At 71.9% G+C, this 19,851-nt stretch carries 18 protein-coding genes; all 18 read left to right on the plus strand.

The features are described from left to right. Positions 1–11: 11 nt before the first annotated feature. Positions 12–1,304, plus strand: coding sequence for a homoserine dehydrogenase (locus ABTX81_RS32125; RefSeq protein ID WP_350553019.1), 1,293 nt, complete (start codon positions 12–14; stop codon positions 1,302–1,304). 9 nt (positions 1,305–1,313) lie between these two features. Next, the gene (thrC, locus tag ABTX81_RS32130; protein WP_350553021.1) at positions 1,314–2,417 is read left to right on the plus strand and encodes a threonine synthase; all 1,104 of its coding nucleotides are present in this window, start codon (positions 1,314–1,316) and stop codon (positions 2,415–2,417) included. 357 nt (positions 2,418–2,774) lie between these two features. Continuing rightward, positions 2,775–3,710, plus strand: coding sequence for a homoserine kinase (gene thrB / locus ABTX81_RS32135; protein WP_350553023.1), 936 nt, complete (start codon positions 2,775–2,777; stop codon positions 3,708–3,710). 581 nt (positions 3,711–4,291) lie between these two features. Continuing rightward, positions 4,292–6,394 (plus strand): transcription termination factor Rho, encoded by a 2,103-nt coding sequence (gene rho / locus ABTX81_RS32140; protein WP_350553025.1) that lies wholly within the window; start codon positions 4,292–4,294, stop codon positions 6,392–6,394. 140 nt (positions 6,395–6,534) lie between these two features. Then, complete coding sequence (locus tag ABTX81_RS32145) at positions 6,535–7,638, plus strand: LCP family protein (RefSeq protein ID WP_350553027.1); 1,104 nt, start codon at positions 6,535–6,537, stop codon at positions 7,636–7,638. 180 nt (positions 7,639–7,818) lie between these two features. Further along, positions 7,819–8,040 (plus strand): 50S ribosomal protein L31, encoded by a 222-nt coding sequence (rpmE, locus tag ABTX81_RS32150; protein ID WP_030057539.1) that lies wholly within the window; start codon positions 7,819–7,821, stop codon positions 8,038–8,040. 131 nt (positions 8,041–8,171) lie between these two features. Further along, positions 8,172–9,248 (plus strand): peptide chain release factor 1, encoded by a 1,077-nt coding sequence (gene prfA, locus ABTX81_RS32155; RefSeq protein WP_350553029.1) that lies wholly within the window; start codon positions 8,172–8,174, stop codon positions 9,246–9,248. A gap of 58 nt (positions 9,249–9,306) precedes the next feature. After that, positions 9,307–10,173 carry a peptide chain release factor N(5)-glutamine methyltransferase gene (gene prmC, locus ABTX81_RS32160; RefSeq protein WP_350553031.1) on the plus strand — a complete coding sequence of 289 codons (867 nt, stop codon included), beginning with the start codon at positions 9,307–9,309 and terminating at the stop codon, positions 10,171–10,173. A gap of 37 nt (positions 10,174–10,210) precedes the next feature. After that, positions 10,211–10,858 (plus strand): L-threonylcarbamoyladenylate synthase, encoded by a 648-nt coding sequence (locus ABTX81_RS32165; protein ID WP_350553033.1) that lies wholly within the window; start codon positions 10,211–10,213, stop codon positions 10,856–10,858. Between the two features lie 29 nt (positions 10,859–10,887). Further along, the gene (locus ABTX81_RS32170) at positions 10,888–11,526 is read left to right on the plus strand and encodes an arsenate reductase/protein-tyrosine-phosphatase family protein (protein WP_350553114.1); all 639 of its coding nucleotides are present in this window, start codon (positions 10,888–10,890) and stop codon (positions 11,524–11,526) included. 216 nt (positions 11,527–11,742) lie between these two features. After that, entirely contained in the window at positions 11,743–13,017 is a 1,275-nt protein-coding gene (glyA, locus tag ABTX81_RS32175; RefSeq protein WP_350553035.1) for a serine hydroxymethyltransferase, read from the plus strand. Positions 13,018–13,177: 160 nt separating this feature from the next. After that, positions 13,178–14,530, plus strand: a complete 1,353-nt coding sequence (locus ABTX81_RS32180; RefSeq protein WP_350553037.1) for an MraY family glycosyltransferase — start codon at positions 13,178–13,180, stop codon at positions 14,528–14,530. Positions 14,531–14,824: 294 nt separating this feature from the next. Then, positions 14,825–15,268 carry a Cg1360 family ATP-synthase-associated protein gene (locus tag ABTX81_RS32185; protein WP_350553039.1) on the plus strand — a complete coding sequence of 148 codons (444 nt, stop codon included), beginning with the start codon at positions 14,825–14,827 and terminating at the stop codon, positions 15,266–15,268. Positions 15,269–15,553: 285 nt separating this feature from the next. Then, on the plus strand, positions 15,554–16,366 hold the full coding sequence (gene atpB / locus ABTX81_RS32190; protein WP_350553041.1) for a F0F1 ATP synthase subunit A: 813 nt from the start codon (positions 15,554–15,556) through the stop codon (positions 16,364–16,366). Positions 16,367–16,458: 92 nt separating this feature from the next. Beyond that, positions 16,459–16,701, plus strand: coding sequence for an ATP synthase F0 subunit C (gene atpE, locus ABTX81_RS32195; protein WP_350553043.1), 243 nt, complete (start codon positions 16,459–16,461; stop codon positions 16,699–16,701). 33 nt (positions 16,702–16,734) lie between these two features. Then, positions 16,735–17,295: a F0F1 ATP synthase subunit B gene (locus tag ABTX81_RS32200; protein ID WP_350553045.1), complete on the plus strand. Its 561-nt coding sequence runs from the start codon at positions 16,735–16,737 to the stop codon at positions 17,293–17,295. Then, entirely contained in the window at positions 17,292–18,107 is an 816-nt protein-coding gene (locus ABTX81_RS32205; protein ID WP_350553047.1) for a F0F1 ATP synthase subunit delta, read from the plus strand. Before ABTX81_RS32200 ends, ABTX81_RS32205 begins: the two co-directional genes overlap by 4 nt. A 155-nt stretch (positions 18,108–18,262) precedes the next feature. Continuing rightward, complete coding sequence (atpA, locus tag ABTX81_RS32210; RefSeq protein ID WP_350553049.1) at positions 18,263–19,837, plus strand: F0F1 ATP synthase subunit alpha; 1,575 nt, start codon at positions 18,263–18,265, stop codon at positions 19,835–19,837. The last annotated feature ends 14 nt before the right edge of the window (positions 19,838–19,851 follow it).

Below are 19,851 nucleotides of genomic sequence, written 5' to 3' on the forward strand. Positions count from 1 at the left end.
AGCGGAGTCGGATGATGCGTACGCGGCCGCTGAAGGTGGCGTTGCTGGGCTGTGGTGTGGTGGGCTCCGAGGTGGCGCGCATCATGACGACAGACGCCGCCGACCTCGCCGCGCGCATCGGCGCGCCGGTCGAGCTCGCCGGCATCGCGGTGCGCCGGGCGGGGCGCCCCCGCCCGGGGGTGCCCGAGCACCTGCTCACCACCGATGCCGAGGCACTGGTCAACCGGGGCGACATCGACGTGGTGATCGAGGTCGTGGGCGGCATCGAGCCGTCCAAACACCTCATCCTGTCGGCGTTCAAGCAGGGCGCCTCGGTGGTCAGCGCCAACAAGGCACTGCTGGCCAAGGACGGCACCGAGCTGCACGCGGCGGCCGCCGAGGCCGGCGTGGACCTCTACTACGAGGCCGCGGTGGCCGGCGCGATCCCGCTGCTGCGCCCGCTGCGCGAGTCGCTGGCCGGCGACCGGGTCAACCGGGTGCTGGGCATCGTCAACGGCACCACCAACTTCATCCTCGACAAGATGGACACCACCGGCGCCGGGTACTCGGAGGCGCTGGAGGAGGCCACCGCGCTCGGTTACGCCGAGGCCGACCCGACCGCCGACGTGGAGGGCTTCGACGCCGCCGCCAAGGCGGCGATCCTGGCCGGCATCGCCTTCCACACCAAGGTGACCGCGGCCGACGTCTACCGTGAGGGCCTCACCGAGGTGACCGCCGCCGACATCGCCTCCGCCAAGGCGATGGGCTGCGTGGTCAAGCTGCTGGCGATCTGCGAGCGGGCCGCCGACGGCGAGTCGGTCACCGCGCGCGTCCACCCGGCGATGATCCCGCTGTCGCACCCGCTGGCCTCGGTCCGCGAGGCGTACAACGCGGTGTTCGTGGAGGCCGAGGCGGCCGGCCGGCTGATGTTCTACGGCCCGGGCGCGGGCGGCGCGCCGACCGCCTCCGCGGTCCTCGGCGACCTCGTCGCGGTGTGCCGCAACAAGCTCGCCGGCTCCACCGGCCCCGGCGACTCGGTGTACACGCGACTGCCGGCCAAGCCGATGGACGAGGTCGTCACCCGCTACCACGTCAGCCTGGACGTCGACGACCGCGCGGGCGTGCTCGCCCAGGTCGCCTCCGTCTTCGCCGAGCACGGCGTCTCCATCGACACCGTGCGCCAGCAGGGCCGCGACGGCGACGCCTCGCTCGTCGTGGTCACCCACCGCGCCACCGACGCCGCGCTGTCGGCGACCGTGGACAAGCTCCGCGCACTCGACAGCGTGCGCGACGTGGCCAGCATCATGCGGGTCGAAGGGGAATAGGAACAGATGATGAGCAGCGTTGCCGAGAACGCCGCCGCCCGTGGCACCACCCACACCCACCAGTGGCGTGGCCTGATCGAGGAGTACCGCGACCGGCTGCCGGTCACCGCGGCGACCCCGGTGGTCACCCTGCTGGAGGGCGGCACCCCGCTGGTTCCCGCCCAGGTGCTCTCCGAGCGCACCGGCTGCGAGGTGTACCTCAAGGTCGAGGGCGCCAACCCGACCGGGTCCTTCAAGGACCGCGGCATGACGATGGCCATCTCCAAGGCGAAGGAGGACGGCGCCCAGGCCGTCATCTGCGCCTCCACCGGCAACACCTCGGCCTCCGCCGCCGCCTACGCGGTGCGGGCGCAGATGGTGTCGGCGGTGCTCGTCCCGCAGGGCAAGATCGCCCTGGGCAAGATGGGCCAGGCGCTGGTGCACGGCGCGAAGATCCTCCAGGTGGACGGGAACTTCGACGACTGCCTCACCCTTGCGCGTGAACTGTCCGAGAAGTACCCGGTGGCGCTGGTCAACTCGGTGAACCCGGTCCGGATCGAGGGCCAGAAGACCGCCGCCTTCGAGATCGTCGACATGCTCGGCGACGCGCCGGACATCCACGTGCTGCCGGTCGGCAACGCGGGCAACATCACCGCGTACTGGAAGGGCTACCGCGAGTACGCCGCGGACGGCCTGGCCACCCGCACCCCGCGGATGTGGGGTTTCCAGGCCTCCGGCTCGGCCCCGATCGTCGACGGCGCCCCGGTGCTCAAGCCGCAGACCATCGCCACCGCGATCCGGATCGGCAACCCGGCCTCCTGGGACTACGCGCTCGCCGCGCGCAACGAGTCGGGCGGTCTGATCGACAAGGTGACCGACCGTCAGATCCTCTCCGCGTACCGCCTGTTGGCCTCCCAGGAGGGCGTCTTCGTGGAGCCCGCCTCGGCCGCCTCGGTGGCCGGTCTGCTGGCCAAGGCGGAGGCCGGCCTGGTCGACCCGGGCCAGCGGATCGTCTGCACCGTGACCGGCAACGGCCTCAAGGACCCGGACTGGGCGGTGGCCGGCGCGCCGCAGCCGCAGATCGTCCCGGTCGACCCCGAGGCCGCCGCCCAGCGGCTGGGCCTGCTGGACTAGCGCACGGCGCTCCGGGGGCCCGTCCCCCCACCGGGCCGACCCTTTCGGGGGTCGGCCCGGTTTACGTTCTCGACTGCCACTTTTGTGTCAATCCAGCGGCGCTTTCCGATCCGATTCCCGCATGCAATCCGGCCAGAACCGGCAACACACCAGATCGAAGGCCCACGGGGTGTACCGCTGTGGAACCTCTCTTCGATACTCTGGGTCCGGCCGTGTGGCACATGCCCCCGGGTCCGGCCCCATCGCGGGCCGCACCACCGATCGTGACCGTTCGCCCCGGCCGGGGCCCGAGGCCCGCTCCCCACCCTCGCACCGACGCGCTTCGCGCCGCCCGATTTCCCCAGGAGAGTCCACCGCATGGCCGGTCCTGCGTTCCGTGCCGCCGCCGTCCGGGTCCGGGTTCCCGCGACCAGTGCCAACCTCGGCCCGGGTTTCGACGCCTTCGGACTCGCGCTGGGTCTGTACGACGACGTGGTCGTCCGGGTCGCCGACTCCGGGCTCTCCGTCGACATCGCCGGCGAGGGCGCCGACACGCTCCCCCGTGACGAGCGCCACCTGCTGGTCCGCTCGATGCGCGCGGCCTTCGACCGCCTCGGCGGCCAGCCGCGCGGCCTCGAAGTGGTCTGCGCCAACCGGATACCGCACGGCCGTGGCCTGGGCTCCTCGTCCGCCGCGATCTGCGCCGGCATCGTGGCCGCCCGCGCCGTCACCATCGGCGGCCCGTCCGCCCTGGACGACGACGCCCTGCTGGCCCTCGCCTCCGAGCTGGAGGGCCACCCGGACAACGTGGCGGCCTGCCTGCGCGGCAACTTCACCGTGGCGTGGACCGAGGAGGACACCGCCCGGGCGATCGCCCTGGAGCCGTCCGCCGAGGTCGTCCCGGTGGTGTTCGTACCGGCCACCGAGGTGCTCACCGAGACCGCCCGCGGCCTGCTGCCCAGGACCGTCCCGCTGGCCGACGCCGCCGCCAACGCCGGCCGGTCCGCGCTGCTGGTCGAGGCGCTGACCCGGCGGCCGGAGCTGCTGCTGACCGCCACCGAGGACCGGATCCACCAGGACTACCGGGCCTCCGCGATGCCGGACAGCGCCGCGCTGGTGGCCGCGCTGCGCGCCGAGGGCGTGCCCGCGGTGATCTCCGGCGCCGGCCCGACCGTGCTCGCGCTCACCGACGAGGCCGGCGTGCAGAAGGTCCTGGGCTTCGCCGGCGACCACGGCTCCGGCGGCCCGGTGTTCACCGCGCACCGGCTCGAACTCGACCGGACCGGCGCCGCGGTGCTCCCGCTCGACGTCTGAGCACGCCCGTCCGGGCCGGACCGTCCGGACACGATTGGCAAGCGCAAGGCTGGGGAATGTCTGAGGGGGTCGGTAGTGTTAACCTCATTGCTGCACCAGGTGCCCTCCGGGGCTCGGTGCGCCGCGTCCCGATCCCAGCACTCCGCGCCAGCGGAGTCCCGGCGATGTACGGGGCGACGATTCTCCGGGAGCCCACCGCAGCGCGTACGCAGCCTGCCTGCGCGACTTGCGGCCGCATCCCGAAGCCGTGACGGCACCTGACTCCCACCCGCGGCCTCCCACCTCGAGGCCAGGACGGGCGGAGCGCGGGCCACCGTCACGCGACGGGGGCCCGGGATTCGCAGGCAGCGTGGGGGCAGCTCCCGGCCGGCGGCCGGGGGAGGGTCGTGACACGACCGTCCCGCCACGCCACTCAGCACCACCGTGCTTCAAGCACCGCACCTCGCAGCTCTCTCCCGACTGGCACCCAGCGCCATTCGGGGGATCACCGCCTCGGACCGACGCAGTCGAGCGTTGGTCAGGACAGCACAACCGGTCGCCGAGCCAGACAGGCCGACGTCCGCTCCAGGGAAGGACCCTTAGTGAGCGACACCACCGATCTGATGGGCGCGCGCCCGGACGCCGACGCGTCGGACGCAGCCGCCGCCCCCGCGGCCCCGGCGCGGCGCCGCCGTACCGCCGCCGCGGGCCTGGACGGCATGGTCCTGGCCGAGCTGCAGAAGCTCGCCGCGGACCTGGGCATCACCGGTACCGGACGCATGCGCAAGAGCCAGCTGATCGAGACCATCAAGGAGAAGAGCGGCGGCGACCCGCTGCTCGCCGGCGCCACCGCCGCTCCGGCCGCCAAGCGCGCCGCGAAGGCCGAGACCGCCGAGCCGGCCGAGAAGCCGGCCCGCCGGACCAGCAAGGCCGCCGCCGCCCGCGCCGAGGCCGCCGCGGCCCCCGCCGCCGAGGCGCAGGCCCAGATCGAGATCCCGGTCCAGGCCGCCGCCGAGACCGCCGCGCCCGCCCGTACCGAGCGCACCCGCCGCCGGGCCACCTCGGCCGCCGGCGCCCCGACCGCCGAGACGGCCGCCGAGGCGCCCGCCGCCGTGGCGACCGAGGCCAAGCCGGCCGAGACCCGTACCGAGGGCGCCCGCGCCTTCGAGGGCCGCGAGGAGGGTCGCGAGACCCGCCGCGACCGCCGGGAGCGCCGCGAGCGCCGCGACGGCGGCGAGCGTGAGGGCCGCCAGGAGGCCGCCGAGGCCCAGGCCGGCCAGGACGGCGAGGGGCGCGAGTCGCGCCGCGACCGCCGCAACCGCCGTGACCGCGCCGACCGCACCGAGCGCACCGAGCGCCAGCCCCAGCAGCAGGGCGCCCAGGGCGAGGCCCCGCAGGGCCGCCAGGGCGGTCAGCAGGCCCAGCCGCAGGCGCAGCAGCAGGGCGGCTTCGAGGACGACGAGTACGGCGACGGCCGCCGCGGCCGCCGCGGCCGTTACCGCGACCGCCGGGGCCGGGGCCGCCGCGAGGGCTTCGAGACCGGTGGCACCGAGCCGCAGATCGGCGAGGACGACGTCCTGATCCCGGTCGCGGGCATCCTCGACATCCTCGACAACTACGCGTTCGTGCGCACCTCCGGCTACCTGCCGGGCCAGAACGACGTCTACGTCTCGCTCGCCCAGGTCCGCAAGAACGGCCTGCGCAAGGGTGACGCCATCACCGGTGCGGTGCGCCAGCCGCGCGAGGGCGAGCGCCGCGAGAAGTTCAACGCCATGGTGCGGCTGGACTCGGTCAACGGCATGGACCCGGAGAGCGGCCGCGGCCGCCCCGAGTTCAACAAGCTGACCCCGCTCTACCCGCAGGAGCGGCTGCGCCTGGAGACCGACCCGGGCGTGCTGACCACCCGGATCATCGACCTGGTGTCGCCGATCGGCAAGGGCCAGCGCGGTCTGATCGTCGCGCCGCCGAAGACCGGCAAGACCATGGTGCTGCAGGCGGTCGCCAACGCGATCACCCACAACAACCCCGAGTGCCACCTGATGGTCGTCCTGGTCGACGAGCGTCCGGAAGAGGTCACCGACATGCAGCGGTCGGTGAAGGGCGAGGTCATCTCCTCGACCTTCGACCGCCCGGCGGAGGACCACACCACCGTCGCCGAGCTGGCCATCGAGCGCGCCAAGCGCCTGGTGGAGCTGGGCCACGACGTGGTGATCCTGCTGGACTCGATCACCCGTCTGGGCCGCGCCTACAACCTGGCGGCGCCGGCCTCCGGCCGCATCCTGTCCGGTGGTGTCGACTCGACCGCGCTGTACCCGCCGAAGAAGTTCTTCGGTGCCGCGCGCAACATCGAGAACGGCGGCTCGCTGACCATCCTGGCCACCGCGCTGGTCGAGACCGGCTCGCGGATGGACGAGGTGATCTTCGAGGAGTTCAAGGGCACCGGCAACATGGAGCTCAAGCTCGACCGGAAGCTCTCGGACAAGCGCATCTTCCCGGCCGTCGACGTGGACGCCTCCAGCACCCGCAAGGAGGAGATCCTGCTCGGCGGCGAGGAGCTCGCCATCGTCTGGAAGCTGCGCCGGGTGCTGCACGCGCTCGACTCGCAGCAGGCGATCGAGCTGCTGCTGGACAAGATGAAGCAGACCAAGAGCAACGCCGAGTTCCTGATGCAGATCGCCAAGACGACCCCCGGGTCGGGCGACTGACGCCGCGGGACGCGTCGTAGCACCCGGGCCCCGGACCGCGCGAGCGGTCCGGGGCCCGCTGCCGTTCCCGGGCCGGTTTGTTCCAGACTCGGGACAGCTTGGGGCCTTTTTGTCGTCTTGTCCGATTTATTGTGGACCGTATGGCCGAACACAAGAGGGTCCCGAGCCGCCGTCGCAAGCTCCTGCGCGCGGTCGCGTGCGCCGTCGCCGCGCTCGCCGTCCTCGGGGCCGGTGCGGCGGGGTACGCCTACCTGCGGATGGACGGCAACCTCAAGAGCGTCGACATCGACGCCCGGCTCGGCACCGCCCGCCCGCCGGCCGCCACCGACGGCTCCTTCAACGTGCTGGTGCTCGGCTCCGACTCGCGCTCCGGCGGCAACGCCGGCCTCGCCGGCGGCGACACCGGCGGCACCGCCCGCTCGGACACCGCGATGGTGCTGCACGTCAACCAGGACCACTCGCGCGCCGACGTGGTGTCCATCCCGCGCGACACCCTCGTCCCGCGCCCCGAGTGCACCGACGCGAAGGGCAGGGCGGTGCCCGCCGCCAAGCGCGCGATGTTCAACAGCGCCTACGAGACCGGCGGCGCGGCCTGCGCGGTCAAGACCGCGGAACAGCTCAGCGGGCTGCGGATGGACCACTACGTCGAGGTGGACTTCAACGGCTTCGCCCGGCTGGTGGACGCGATAGGCGGGGTCACCGTGACCACCACGGTGGCCATCCACGACAAGGACAGCGGCCTGGACCTCCCGGCCGGCGAGCACCACCTGGACGGGCAGCAGGCGCTCGCCTTCGTCCGCACCCGGCACGGCGTCGGCGACGGCAGCGACCTCGGCCGGATCGAACTCCAGAAGCAGATGGTCCGCTCGCTGCTCCAGCAGGCCGGCGGGATCGGACTGCTGACCAACCCGGTCAAGCTCTGGTCCGTCGGCGACACCCTGACCCGCTCGATCACCACCGACTCCGCGCTCGCCTCGGTGAACTCGCTGGTCGGACTGGCGGAGGAGCTCAAGGGCATCGGCCCGGACCAGCTCGCCATGGTCACCCTGCCGGTGGTCGCCGCCCCGAGCGACCCGGACCGGGTGGTCCAGCGGCAGCCGCAGGCGGACCAGCTCTGGGCGGCCCTCAAGGCCGACCGGCCGGTGCCGGCGGAGGTGGTCGCCGCCCAGCCGGACAACCCCGCCCAGGCCACCCCCACCGCGCCCGCCACGGCCCCGGCGAAGGCGCCCGCCAAGCGCCCCTGAGGGCTCCGCGCGCGGCTCGCGAGGGGTCCGGAAGGGGCCGGGGAGGGGCCCGGAATATCCGGTGGCGCCCCCCGGTTTGGGAAGAGGCGGCCGGTCCTGGCAGACTGGACCGTCGGTCCCGGTTCACGAGCGGCATTCCAGCCGCCGACCCGGTGCCCTCCCGAACACTAGGAGAACCCCTTGAAGCCCAACGTTCACCCCGAGTACGTGGTCACCCGCGTGACCTGCACCTGCGGTGCCGAGTTCACCACCCGCTCGACCGAGACCAGTGGCGAGATCCGCGCCGAGGTCTGCTCGCAGTGCCACCCGTTCTACACCGGCAAGCAGAAGATCCTCGACACCGGTGGCCGCGTGGCCCGCTTCGAGGCCCGCTTCGGCAAGCAGCACAGCGCGAAGGCCTAGCGCTCCCTCGGCGCCGGTTTCCGGTGCCCCCGAACTCGTTTCCGGGGGCGCTGGGGACCGGCGCCGTTCGCGTCCCCCCGCACCTCCGCGAACCCACCCCGCACGACGATCCCCGGGAAGAAGGCCACCCCATGTTCGAGGCAGTCGAAGAGCTCCTCGTCGAGCACGCCGACCTCGAGACGAGGCTGGCCGACCCGTCCGTCCACGCCGACCAGGCCAACGCCCGCAAGCTGGCCAAGCGGTACGCCGAGCTCACCCCGATCACCCGGGTCTACCGGCAGTGGAAGCAGGCCGGCGACGACATCGACGCCGCCCGCGAACTCGCCGCCGAGGACCCGGAGTTCCTCTCCGAGGTGAAGGACGGCGAGGCGCGCCGCGAGGAGCTGACCGAGGAGCTGCGGCTGCTGCTCGTCCCGCGCGACCCGAGCGACGACAAGGACGTCATCCTGGAGATCAAGGCGGGCGAGGGCGGCGAGGAGTCCGCGCTGTTCGCCGGCGACCTGCTCCGGATGTACCTGCGCTTCGCCGAGCGGACCGGCTGGAAGACCGAGATCATCGACTCCAACGAGTCCGACCTCGGCGGCTACAAGGACGTCTCGGTCGCCGTGAAGACCAAGGGCAACGCCGAGCCCGGCCAGGGCGTCTGGGCCCGGCTGAAGTACGAGGGCGGCGTGCACCGGGTGCAGCGCGTCCCGGCCACCGAGTCGCAGGGCCGCATCCACACCTCCGCGGCGGGCGTGCTGGTCACCCCCGAGGCCGAGGAGGTCGAGGTCGAGATCCTCGCCAACGACCTGCGGATCGACGTGTACCGCTCCTCCGGCCCCGGCGGCCAGTCGGTCAACACCACCGACTCCGCGGTCCGGATCACCCACCTGCCGACCGGTATCGTGGCGTCCTGCCAGAACGAGAAGAGCCAGCTGCAGAACAAGGAGCAGGCGATGCGCATCCTGCGTTCGCGGCTGCTGGCCGCCGCGCAGGAGGAGGCCGAGCGGGAGGCCTCGGACGCGCGCCGCAGCCAGGTCCGCACGGTGGACCGTTCCGAGCGGATCCGGACGTACAACTACCCGGAGAACCGGATCTCGGACCACCGCACGGGCTTCAAGTCGTACAACCTGGACCAGGTGCTGGACGGCGAGCTGACCGCGGTCATCCAGTCCTGCGTCGACGCGGACGCCGCGGCCAAGCTCGCCGCGGCCCAACAGAACTGACACCGGCGGCAGCGAGACCGACGTCGAGGCCGGAGAGCGGAAGCAAGAGGTCGTACGGATGAACCTGCTACTCGCGGAGGTGGCCCAGGCCACCCAGCGGTTGGCCGCGGCCGGCGTGCCGTCGCCGCGCTTCGACGCGGAGGAGCTCGCCGCCCACGTCCACAACGTCAAGCGCAGCCAGCTGCACACCGTCCAGGACGGTGACTTCGACGCCCGGTACTGGGAGGCCGTCGCCCGCCGCGAGGCCCGCGAGCCGCTCCAGCACATCACCGGCCGGGCCTTCTTCCGCTACCTCGAACTGGCGGTCGGGCCGGGCGTCTTCGTGCCCCGTCCGGAGACCGAGACGGTCGTCGAGTGGGCCATAGACGCGGTCCGCGAGATGGACGTCGCGGAGCCGCTGGTGGTCGACCTGTGCTCCGGCTCCGGCGCCATCGCGCTCGCCCTCGCCCAGGAGCTGCCGCGCTCCACCGTGCACGCCTTCGAGCTCGACGAGGGCGCGCTGCCGTACACCCGGCGCAACATCGAGGCCTCGCCCGACCGCGCCCGGGTCACCCTGCACGAGGGCGACGCCACCCGGGCCTTCGAGGACGACCGCGCCTGGGACGGCCGCTTCGACCTGGTCATCTCCAACCCGCCGTACATCCCGCTCACCGAGTGGGAGTACGTCGCGCCCGAGGCCCGCGACCACGACCCGCAGATGTCGCTGTTCTCCGGTGAGGACGGCCTCGACACCATCCGCGGCATCGAGCGGGTCGCCGCCCGCCTGCTGCGCCCGGGCGGCGCCGTGGTGATCGAGCACGCCGACACCCAGGGCGGGCAGGTCCCGTGGATCTTCAACGAGGAAGGCGGCTGGACCGACGCCGCCGACCACCGCGACCTGAACAACCGCCCCCGCTTCACCACGGCGCGCAAGGCGTCGCTGTGAACCACGCCATGAGCCCGTCCGGAAGGGGACCGCACCGATGAGCCGCCGCTACGACTGTGCCGACGCCGGAGACCGCGCCACCGGTCTGCGCGAGGCCGCCTCGGCCATCCGCCGGGGCGAACTCGTCGTGCTGCCCACCGACACCCTGTACGGGGTCGGCGCGGACGCCTTCTCGCCGGAGGCCGTGGGCGCCCTGCTCGCCGCCAAGGGCCGCGGCCGCAACATGCCCTCGCCGGTCCTGGTCGGCTCGCCGACCACCCTGCACGGCCTGGTCACCGACTTCTCCGAGCAGGCCTGGGAGCTCGTCGACGCCTTCTGGCCGGGCGGGCTCACCCTGGTCGCCAAGCACCAGCCCTCGCTGCGCTGGGACCTCGGCGACACCCGGGGCACCGTCGCCGTCCGGATGCCGCTGCACCCGGTCGCCATCGAGCTGCTGAACACCACCGGGCCGATGGCCGTCTCCAGTGCCAACCGCACCGGCGGCCCGTCCCCGGCCACCTGCGACGAGGCCCAGCAGCAGCTCGGCGACGCCATCTCGGTCTACCTGGACGGCGGCGTCGCCGACCACGCCCAGGCCTCGTCGATCGTCGACGTCACGGGCAAGGTGCCGGTGCTGCTGCGGGCCGGCGCGATCTCCGCCGAGCAGCTGAGGGAGGTCGTCCCCGACCTGGAGGCCGGCAGTTGACGGCCGCCTCCCTCCATGCCGGGCCCGGCATATCGCCGTACCTGAGCGTGGGCCCCAGGCCGCTGGACCACTTCCGGATCCTGTACGTCTGCACCGGCAACATCTGCCGCTCGCCGATCGCCGAGCGGCTCACCCGGCGTGAGCTGGACACCCGGCTCAACCCCCGGGTGGCCGGGCGCATCCTGGTGGAGTCGGCCGGCACCTGGGGCCATGTGGGCGCGCCGATGGAGGAGCACGCCGCCACGGTGCTGGACGAGTACGGCGCCGACAGCGGCGGCTTCACCGGCCGCGAACTGCTGGACGAGCACGTGGTCGAGGCCGACCTGGTGCTCACCGCGACCCTGGACCACCGGGCCCAGGTCATCTCGATGGGCCACGAGGCGGGGCTGCGCACCTTCACGCTGAAGGAGTTCACCCGGCTGGTCCGCACGATCGACCCGGGCACCCTGCCCGACCCCCGGCGCGGCGCGGACGTCACCGAGCGCGCCCGCGCGCTGGTCCGCGCCGCCGCCGCGCTGCGCGGCTGGCTGCTGGCCGCCGACCCCGAGGCGGACGAACTGCACGACCCCTACGGCGCGCCGATCGGCATGTTCCGCAACTGCGGCGAGGAGATATTCCACGCCGTCGACCCGGTCGTCACCGCCCTCACCGGCATGCCCGGGCACTGAGCCCCGCGCCCACCCGGGCGCTGCTGACCCGGCCCGGGTAGGCGCTCCTGACCCGTCGCCGACGGTCGGCGCTCCCTCGCTCCTGCGTCGCTCCCTCGCTTCTCCCTTTCGGCAACGGCGCGCCCACCCGGGCGTACTGGCACGCGCCGCCGTGCCGGGGCGCGGGGGCGGTCCTACGCTGGAGAAATCCGACCCGACGCGCCCGGGAGCCCCGCCATGACCGTCACCGATGCCGCGACCGGCCCCGTCGACACCTCCGAAGCGCGCTCCGCGGCCCTGTACCGGGCCGATCCGCAGCTGGCCGACCTGCTGGCCGCCGAGGCCGAGCGGCGGGCCGAGACGGTCCAGCTGCTGGCGGGGGAGAACCTCACCAGCCCGGCCGTGCTGGCGGCCCTCACCGGCCCGCTGATCGACAAGTACGCCGAGGGCTACCCCGGCCGCCGCCACCACACCGGGTGCGCGCTCGCCGACGCCGCCGAGCTGCTGGCGGTCGACCGGGCCCGGGCCCTGTTCGCCGCCCCGCACGCCAATGTGCAGCCGCGCTCCGGCACCTCGGCGATGCTGGCCGCCTACGCCGCGCTGCTGCGCCCCGGGGACGTGGTGCTCGCGATGTCGCTGGAGCACGGCGGCCACCTCAGCTGCGGCTCGCGGGCCAACTTCTCCGGCCGCTGGTTCGACTTCGTCGGCTACGGCGTGCGCCGCGAGGACGGGCTGATCGACCTCGACCAGGTGCGCGAGCTGGCCCTGCGGTACCGCCCGAAGGCGATCGTGGCCGGTTCCATCTCCTACCCGCGTCACCCGGACTGGGCCGCCTTCCGGGAGATCGCCGACGAGACGGACGCCTACCTGGTGGCCGCCGCCGCGCAGACCACCGGCCTGATCGCGGCCGGGGTGGCGCCGTCCCCGGTGCCGTACGCGGACGTCACCGTGGCGGCCACCCACAAGCTGCTGCGCGGCCCGCGCGGGGGCCTGCTGCTGTGCACCGCGGAGCTGGCGGAGCGGGTCGACCGGGCGGTCTTCCCGTTCAGCCAGGGCGGCGCCGCGATGAACGAGGTGGCCGGCAAGGCCGTCGCGCTGGCCGAGGCCGCGACGCCCGCCTACCGCGGCTACGCGCAGCGCGCGGTGGCCGGCGCGCGGGTGCTCGCGGAGGGGCTCGCGCAGGCCGGGGCGCGCCCGCTGACCGGCGGGACCGACACCCACCTGGTGACCGCCGACGTCGGCGCCCTCGGGGTCACCGGCGCCGAGGCGGAGCGCCGCTGCGCGGCCGCCGGACTGCTGCTCGGCAAGTGCGCGCTGCCCTACGACGAGGCGCCGCCGTCGGAGGCCTCCGGAATCCGGCTCGGCACCGGCACGGTGACCTCGCAGGGCATGGGCGAGCCGGAGCTGGCGGAGATCGCCGGGCTGATCGGACGGCTGCTCGCCGGCGGGACGGACGTCCGGGTCGCGGAGCGGGTCCGGGAACTGGCGCGGGCGTTCGCCGGGCGCCGTTGAACGGTTATCCGAATCTCCTACCCGGCGGGGCGAACCGCGATGCGCGCCCCCGGCGTCGGAGTCAATAAGGTGTGTGCCGTGGCGACGCACCTCGAACCCCGGACAGGCACGGGAGTACCTTCGGTACCCACCCGTCGGACAGTGCTGCAGGAGGCCAGTGGTGCGTGAGTATCTGCTGGTGCTGTTCTGCACCGCGGCCGTCACCTACCTGCTGACCGGCCCGGTCCGGAAGTTCGCCATCGCGGCGGGGGCGATGCCCCCGCTCCGCGCCCGTGACGTGCACCGCGAGCCCACGCCGCGGCTCGGCGGCATCGCCATGTTCGGCGGCCTCTGCGCGGGCATCCTGGTCGCCTCCCAGCTGGACAACCTGAGCAAGGTGTTCTCCCAGGGCACCGACATCCGGGCGCTGCTCTCCGGCGCCGGCATCATGTGGCTGCTCGGCGTGCTGGACGACAAGTGGGGCGTGGACGCCCTGGTGAAGCTCGGCGGCCAGATGATCGCCGCCGGTGTGATGGTCTGGCAGGGCGTCACGGTGATCACCCTGCCGGTGCCGGGCGTCGGACCGGTCGCGGTCAGCCCCACCCAGGGCATGGTCATCTCGGTGGTCATGGTCGTCGTCATGGTCAACGCGGTGAACTTCATCGACGGCCTGGACGGCCTGGCCGGCGGCATGGTCTGCATCGCCGCGATGGCCTTCTTCCTGTACTCCTACCGGCTCTGGTACGGCTACACGATCACCGACGCCGCCCCCGCCGTGCTGTTCAGCGTGCTGCTGATCGGCATGTGCCTGGGCTTCCTGGCGCACAACATGCACCCGGCCCGGATCTTCATGGGCGACTCCGGGTCGATGATGCTCGGCCTGATGCTGGCCGTCGCCGCGATCTCCATCACCGGCCGGGTCGACCCCGACCTCATCACCAGCGAGCTGGGTTCGCAGACCGCCACCGTGCACGCCCTGGTGCCGATCTACATCCCGCTGCTGCTGCCGCTGACGGTCATCGCGCTGCCGCTGGCGGACCTGCTGCTCGCGGTGGTCCGCCGCACCTGGGCGGGCCAGTCCCCGTTCGCCGCCGACAAGCGGCACCTGCACCACCGACTGCTCCAGGTCGGCCACTCGCACAGCCGTGCCGTACTGATCATGTACTTCTGGGCCGCGCTGATCGCCTTCGGGACCGTCGCCTTCTCGGTCACCAACACCGGCCGTACCGTCGTCCTCACACTGGCCGGGCTCTGCCTGGTCGGCCTGGTGGTGCTGCTCACGCCGCAGTTCCGGCCGCGGGCCCCGCGCGCGGTGCAGGCCTTCGTGCCGCCGCGCTACCGCCGCCGCCCGGTGGCCCGGACCGCCGTTGCTCCGGTCACGGAGGGTGAGGAGCTCACCGCCGAATCGGCCGGGAGCGCGGCCTCCGAACCGATGGCCGAACTGTCGGCGGAGGACAAGCGGCTGCTCGGCGGGGTGCCGAAGGGCTCGTCGGCGGCCACCGGGCGTGGCCACGGCGATGGCCGGAACCGGTGACGGAGGTGATGAACCGTCAATCCCCGTCACCCGTACGGCGGCACTGTTGAGCCGCCGGTGTGACAGGTACCACACATTCATGGTAAAGCTCTCATCAAATAGTTTGTGATACCGTTCACGAGTACCGAGAACACGCCGAAAGACCTGACAGGTGGATGACTTCCGTCCCTGGCGGGCCTCCCTCGACGGGCTCGCCGCCGAGCGGCCGGCCCGCGGCGGTCCCGGTCCGGTGTCACCCACCGCTTTTCTCTGCCCGTCCCCCCGCCACATCGACATGCCGCCGGAGTTGCCGACATGCCGTCCAACGACGCCCGGATCCTCCGAGGCGCCGCGATCCCCACTGCGGCCGCCGGAGTCATCGCGATGGCGATCTCCTTCGCCGTCGCCGGGGGCAAGGGCCTGCTCGGAGCGCTCTTCGGCGCCCTGCTGGTGATGGCCTTCTTCACCTCCGGACAGGTCGCCCTCGACCGGCTGACCAGGTCGAACCCCCAGATCATGATGGCCGCCGCGCTTCTGGTGTACACCACCCAGATCCTGCTGGTCGGCATCGTGCTGGCGGTCTTCAAGGACACCGATCTCTTCAGCCGGCAGGCCTTCGCCTTCACGCTGCTGGGCTGCGCGCTGATCTGGACCGGGTTCCAGGTGCGCGGCGCACTGAAGGCCAAGACCTTCTACGTCGACCCCGAAGCCTCTGAAAAGAAGGCCGACAAGCCGTCCGACAAGGGGCGTCAACAGTGAGGACGCCCCACTGTCCCCCCAACGAGGGGGGCGGTGTTTATGCCGCGCTGACGGGCTGCTATCGTCCGTCGCAACAACGGAGTACGGGAAGAGGCCTGGTCTGTCCGCACGGCGGACCGATCGCCCCCCGGATCCGCGCAGTCTTCGATGATCCCGCTTCGGTGCAGCGCACTGGCGCGCGGGGTCGGCGAGAAATCCATCAAGTTCCAGTGCCGCTCCGTGGTCGCAGGCCACGCCGACACACCGAGGTTGCCGTAACCATGCGTCACGACGAAGGAGTCCGTGGTGAGTGCTGAACTCACGTCCCTCGCCTCAGGCAGTTGCCACTTCGGGGACGCTGGCTGCGGCTTCCCGGCCCCGGGTCTGAACGAGTTCCAGTTCGAGCCGATTTTCTCGATCGGCAGCTTCGAGTTCAACAAGCCGATGCTGCTCTCGATCATCGTGGCCGCACTGGTCGTCGTGTTCTTCTGGGCCGCTTTCGCCAAGCCGAAGCTGGTCCCGGGCAAGCTGCAGCTGGTCGGTGAGATCGGCTACGACTTCGTCAAGCGCTCCATCGTGCTGGAGACGATCGGCAAAAAGGGCGAGAAGTACGTCCCGATGCTGGTCTCGATGTTCTTCTTCGTGTGGCTGCTGAACATCATGTCGGTCATCCCCTTCGCCCAGTTCCCGGTGACGGCGGCGATCGCGTTCCCGGCCGGCCTGGCCGCGATCGTGTGGATCACCTACATGACGCTGACCTTCAAGCAGCACGGGTTCGTCGGCGGTCTGAAGAACCTCTGCTGGCCCTCGGGCATCCCCGGCTGGGTCATGTTCATCCTGGTGCCGATCGAGTTCTTCTCGAACATCTTCGTGCGCCCCTTCACGCTCGCGGTCCGAGCCTTCGCGAACATGTTCGCCGGCCACCTGCTGATCGTGATGTTCTCCATCGCTTCCTGGTACCTGCTCAGCCCGACCCTGGGCGCGCTGTACGGCTCGGCCTCGTTCATCGTCGCCGTCGGCCTGACCGCCTTCGAGCTGCTGGTCCAGTTCCTGCAGGCCTACATCTTCGTGATGCTGGCCAGCAGCTACATCGCCGGTGCCCTGGAAGAGGCGCACTGAGCCAGGGGCCGCCTCGGCCCTCCTGAACCACCCCCGGAACGCCCGGTGGCCAATCACCACCGGTTCACCATCCCCGCAAAGGACACATTGCAATGAGCATGCTCGCTGAGGTCGGCGTCTACGGTTCCGTCGCTTCCATCGGCTACGGCCTCGCCGCGATCGGCCCCGGCATCGGTGTCGGTCTCATCTTCGGTAACGGTGTCCAGGCCATGGCCCGTCAGCCCGAGGCCGCGGGCCTGATCCGCGCCAACATGTTCATCGGCTTCGCGCTGACTGAGGCGCTCGCCCTCATCGGCATCGTCATGCCGTTCGTCTTCGGCCAGGGCCCCAAGTAATCCCGGCGTAGACCCTTCGAGGAAGGTCCAGATATGAGCATCGCGGCTCACCTCGCGGAGGAGGGGGAGATCATGAACCCCCTTCTGCCCGCATGGCCCGAGATCATCATCGGCCTGCTCTGCTTCTTCATCGTCTTCGGGATCCTCGGCAAGAAGCTCCTCCCCAGCATCGAGAAGGTGCTGTCGGAGCGCCGGGACGCGATCGAGGGCGGCATGGAGCGCGCCGAGGCCGCTCAGGCCGAGGCCCAGGCCACGCTTGAGCAGTACCGTGCCGAGCTCGCCGAGGCGCGTCACGAGGCTGCTCGCATCATCGAGCAGGCTCGCGAGCAGGGTGCCGCCCAGCTCGCCGAGATGCGCGAGGAGGGCCAGCGCCAGCGCGAGGCCATCGTCGCCGCCGGCCACGCCCAGATCGAGGCCGACAAGAAGCAGGCGACCGCCGCCCTGCGCCAGGACGTGGGCTCGCTGGCCACCCAGCTGGCGTCCCGCATCGTGGGTGAGTCCCTTGAGGACCACACGCGGCAGAGCGGTGTCGTCGACCGCTTCCTGGCCGAGCTGGAGGCCAAGGCCGCCGTTGCTCAGGGTGCGGCCAAGTGATCGGCGCCAGCCGTGAGGCTCTGGCCGCCGGGCGGCAGAACCTGGAGAGCCTGACCGACTCCACCTCGGTGGACGCGGCCAAGCTCGCCGAGGAGCTCACCGCCGTCACGACCCTGCTGGACCGTGAGGTGTCGCTCCGCCGTGTCCTGACCGACCCGTCCCGGTCGGGCCAGGACAAGGCGCAGCTGGTCTCCTCGCTGCTGAACGGCCAGGTGTCCGGCGAGACGGCCGACCTGCTGTCCGGCCTGGTCCGGTCCCGCTGGTCGGGCGCCCGCGACCTGGTCGACGCCACGGAGCAGCTGGCCGCGTACGCCGAGGTCATCGCCGCCGACAAGGCCGGTGCTCTGGACGACGTCGAGGACGAGCTCTTCCGGTTCGGCCGGGTGGTGAGCGGCTCGCACGAGCTGCGCGCCGCGCTGACCGAGCCCAAGGCCGGTGCCGTCGCCAAGGCGGCCCTGATCAAGAAGCTGCTCGGCGGCCGCGCCAACGCGGGCACCGTGCGGCTGGTCACCACCCTGGTCAACAACCCGCGTGGCCGTAGCCTGGAGCAGGGGCTGGAGTCCTACTCCAAGCTCGCCGCCGCCCGGCGCGACCGTGTGGTGGCCCAGGTCACCACCGCGGCCCCGCTGTCGGACGGCCAGAAGGAGCGCCTGTCGGGTGCTCTCGGCCGGCTGTACGGCCGCCAGGTCCACCTGAACATCGACATCGACCCCGAGGTCGTCGGCGGTGTCCGGGTGCAGATCGGTGACGAGATCATCGACGGCACGGTGTCGAGCCGCCTCGATGGCGCTCGCCAGTCGCTCGAAGGCTGAGCACCGAAGCAGCACATCCGACCCTCGGTCGGGAAACCGGCTCCACCGGAGTCGGGAAAACGTACGGCCGGTTCATACGACCCGGCCGAGAGTCGAGTACTTGCGGCCCTCAATGGCGGGCCGAGGATCGCAAACTAGGAGAGCAGGGAAGCCTGATGGCGGAGCTTACGATCCGTCCGGAGGAGATCCGGGACGCGCTGGCCGACTTTGTCCAGTCGTACCAGCCGGACGCCGCCTCTGTGGAAGAGGTCGGCACGGTCACTGACGCGGCGGACGGCATCGCGCATGTCGAGGGTCTGCCCTCGGTCATGGCGAACGAGCTGCTGAAGTTCGAGGACGGCACGCTCGGCCTCGCGCTGAACCTCGACACCCGCGAGATCGGTGTCGTCGTCCTCGGTGAGTTCGGCGGCATCGAGGAGGGCCAGACGGTGCGCCGCACCGGAGAGGTCCTCTCCGTCCCGGTCGGCGACGGCTACCTCGGCCGCGTCGTGGACCCGCTGGGCAACCCGATCGACGGCCTGGGCGACATCGCCTCGACCGGTCGCCGCGCCCTGGAGCTGCAGGCTCCGGGCGTCATGGCCCGCAAGTCGGTCAAGCAGCCGCTGCAGACCGGCATCAAGGCCATCGACGCGATGACCCCGATCGGCCGCGGCCAGCGCCAGCTGATCATCGGTGACCGCCAGACCGGCAAGACCGCGGTGGCCGTCGACACGATCATCAACCAGCGCGACAACTGGCGCTCGGGCGACCCGGAGAAGCAGGTCCGCTGCATCTACGTCGCCGTGGGCCAGAAGGGCTCCACCATCGCGTCCGTCCGCGGCGCCCTGGAGGAGGCCGGCGCGCTGGAGTACACCACCATCGTGGCCGCTCCCGCCTCCGACCCGGCCGGCTTCAAGTACCTCGCCCCGTACACCGGCTCGGCCATCGGCCAGGAGTGGATGTACGACGGCAAGCACGTCCTGATCATCTTCGACGACCTGTCGAAGCAGGCCGAGGCTTACCGCTCCGTCTCCCTGCTGCTGCGCCGCCCGCCGGGCCGCGAGGCCTACCCGGGTGACGTCTTCTACCTGCACTCCCGCCTGCTGGAGCGCTGCGCCAAGCTGAACGACGCCCTGGGCGGCGGCTCGATGACCGGTCTGCCGATCATCGAGACCAAGGCCAACGACGTCTCGGCGTACATCCCGACCAACGTCATCTCCATCACCGACGGCCAGTGCTTCCTGGAGTCCGACCTGTTCAACGCCGGCATCCGCCCGGCCGTGAACGTCGGTATCTCGGTCTCCCGCGTCGGTGGCTCCGCCCAGATCAAGGCCATGCGCTCGGTCGCCGGCCGTCTGCGCCTGGACCTCGCCCAGTACCGTGAGCTGGAGGCGTTCGCCGCCTTCGGTTCCGACCTGGACGCGGCCTCCAAGGCCCAGCTGGAGCGCGGTGCGCGCATGGTCGAGCTGCTGAAGCAGGGCCAGTACCAGCCGTTCCCGGTCGAGGAGCAGGTCGTCTCCATCTGGGCCGGCACCAACGGCAAGCTGGACGACGTCCCGGTCGCCGAGATCCGCCGCTTCGAGCGCGAGTTCCTGGACTACGTCCGCCTGCAGCACAAGGACCTGCTGGCCGGCATCGTCGAGACCGGTCTGCTGGCCGACGGCACCGTCGACGCGCTGACGAAGGCCATCGAGTCCTTCAAGGCGGGCTACCAGACCGCCGACGGCAAGCTGCTCTCCGAGCAGGCCTGAGTCCGGTAGCGAGG

Source organism: Kitasatospora sp. NPDC097605 (assembly GCF_040302725.1).
In the GTDB taxonomy this organism is placed as follows: domain Bacteria; phylum Actinomycetota; class Actinomycetes; order Streptomycetales; family Streptomycetaceae; genus Kitasatospora.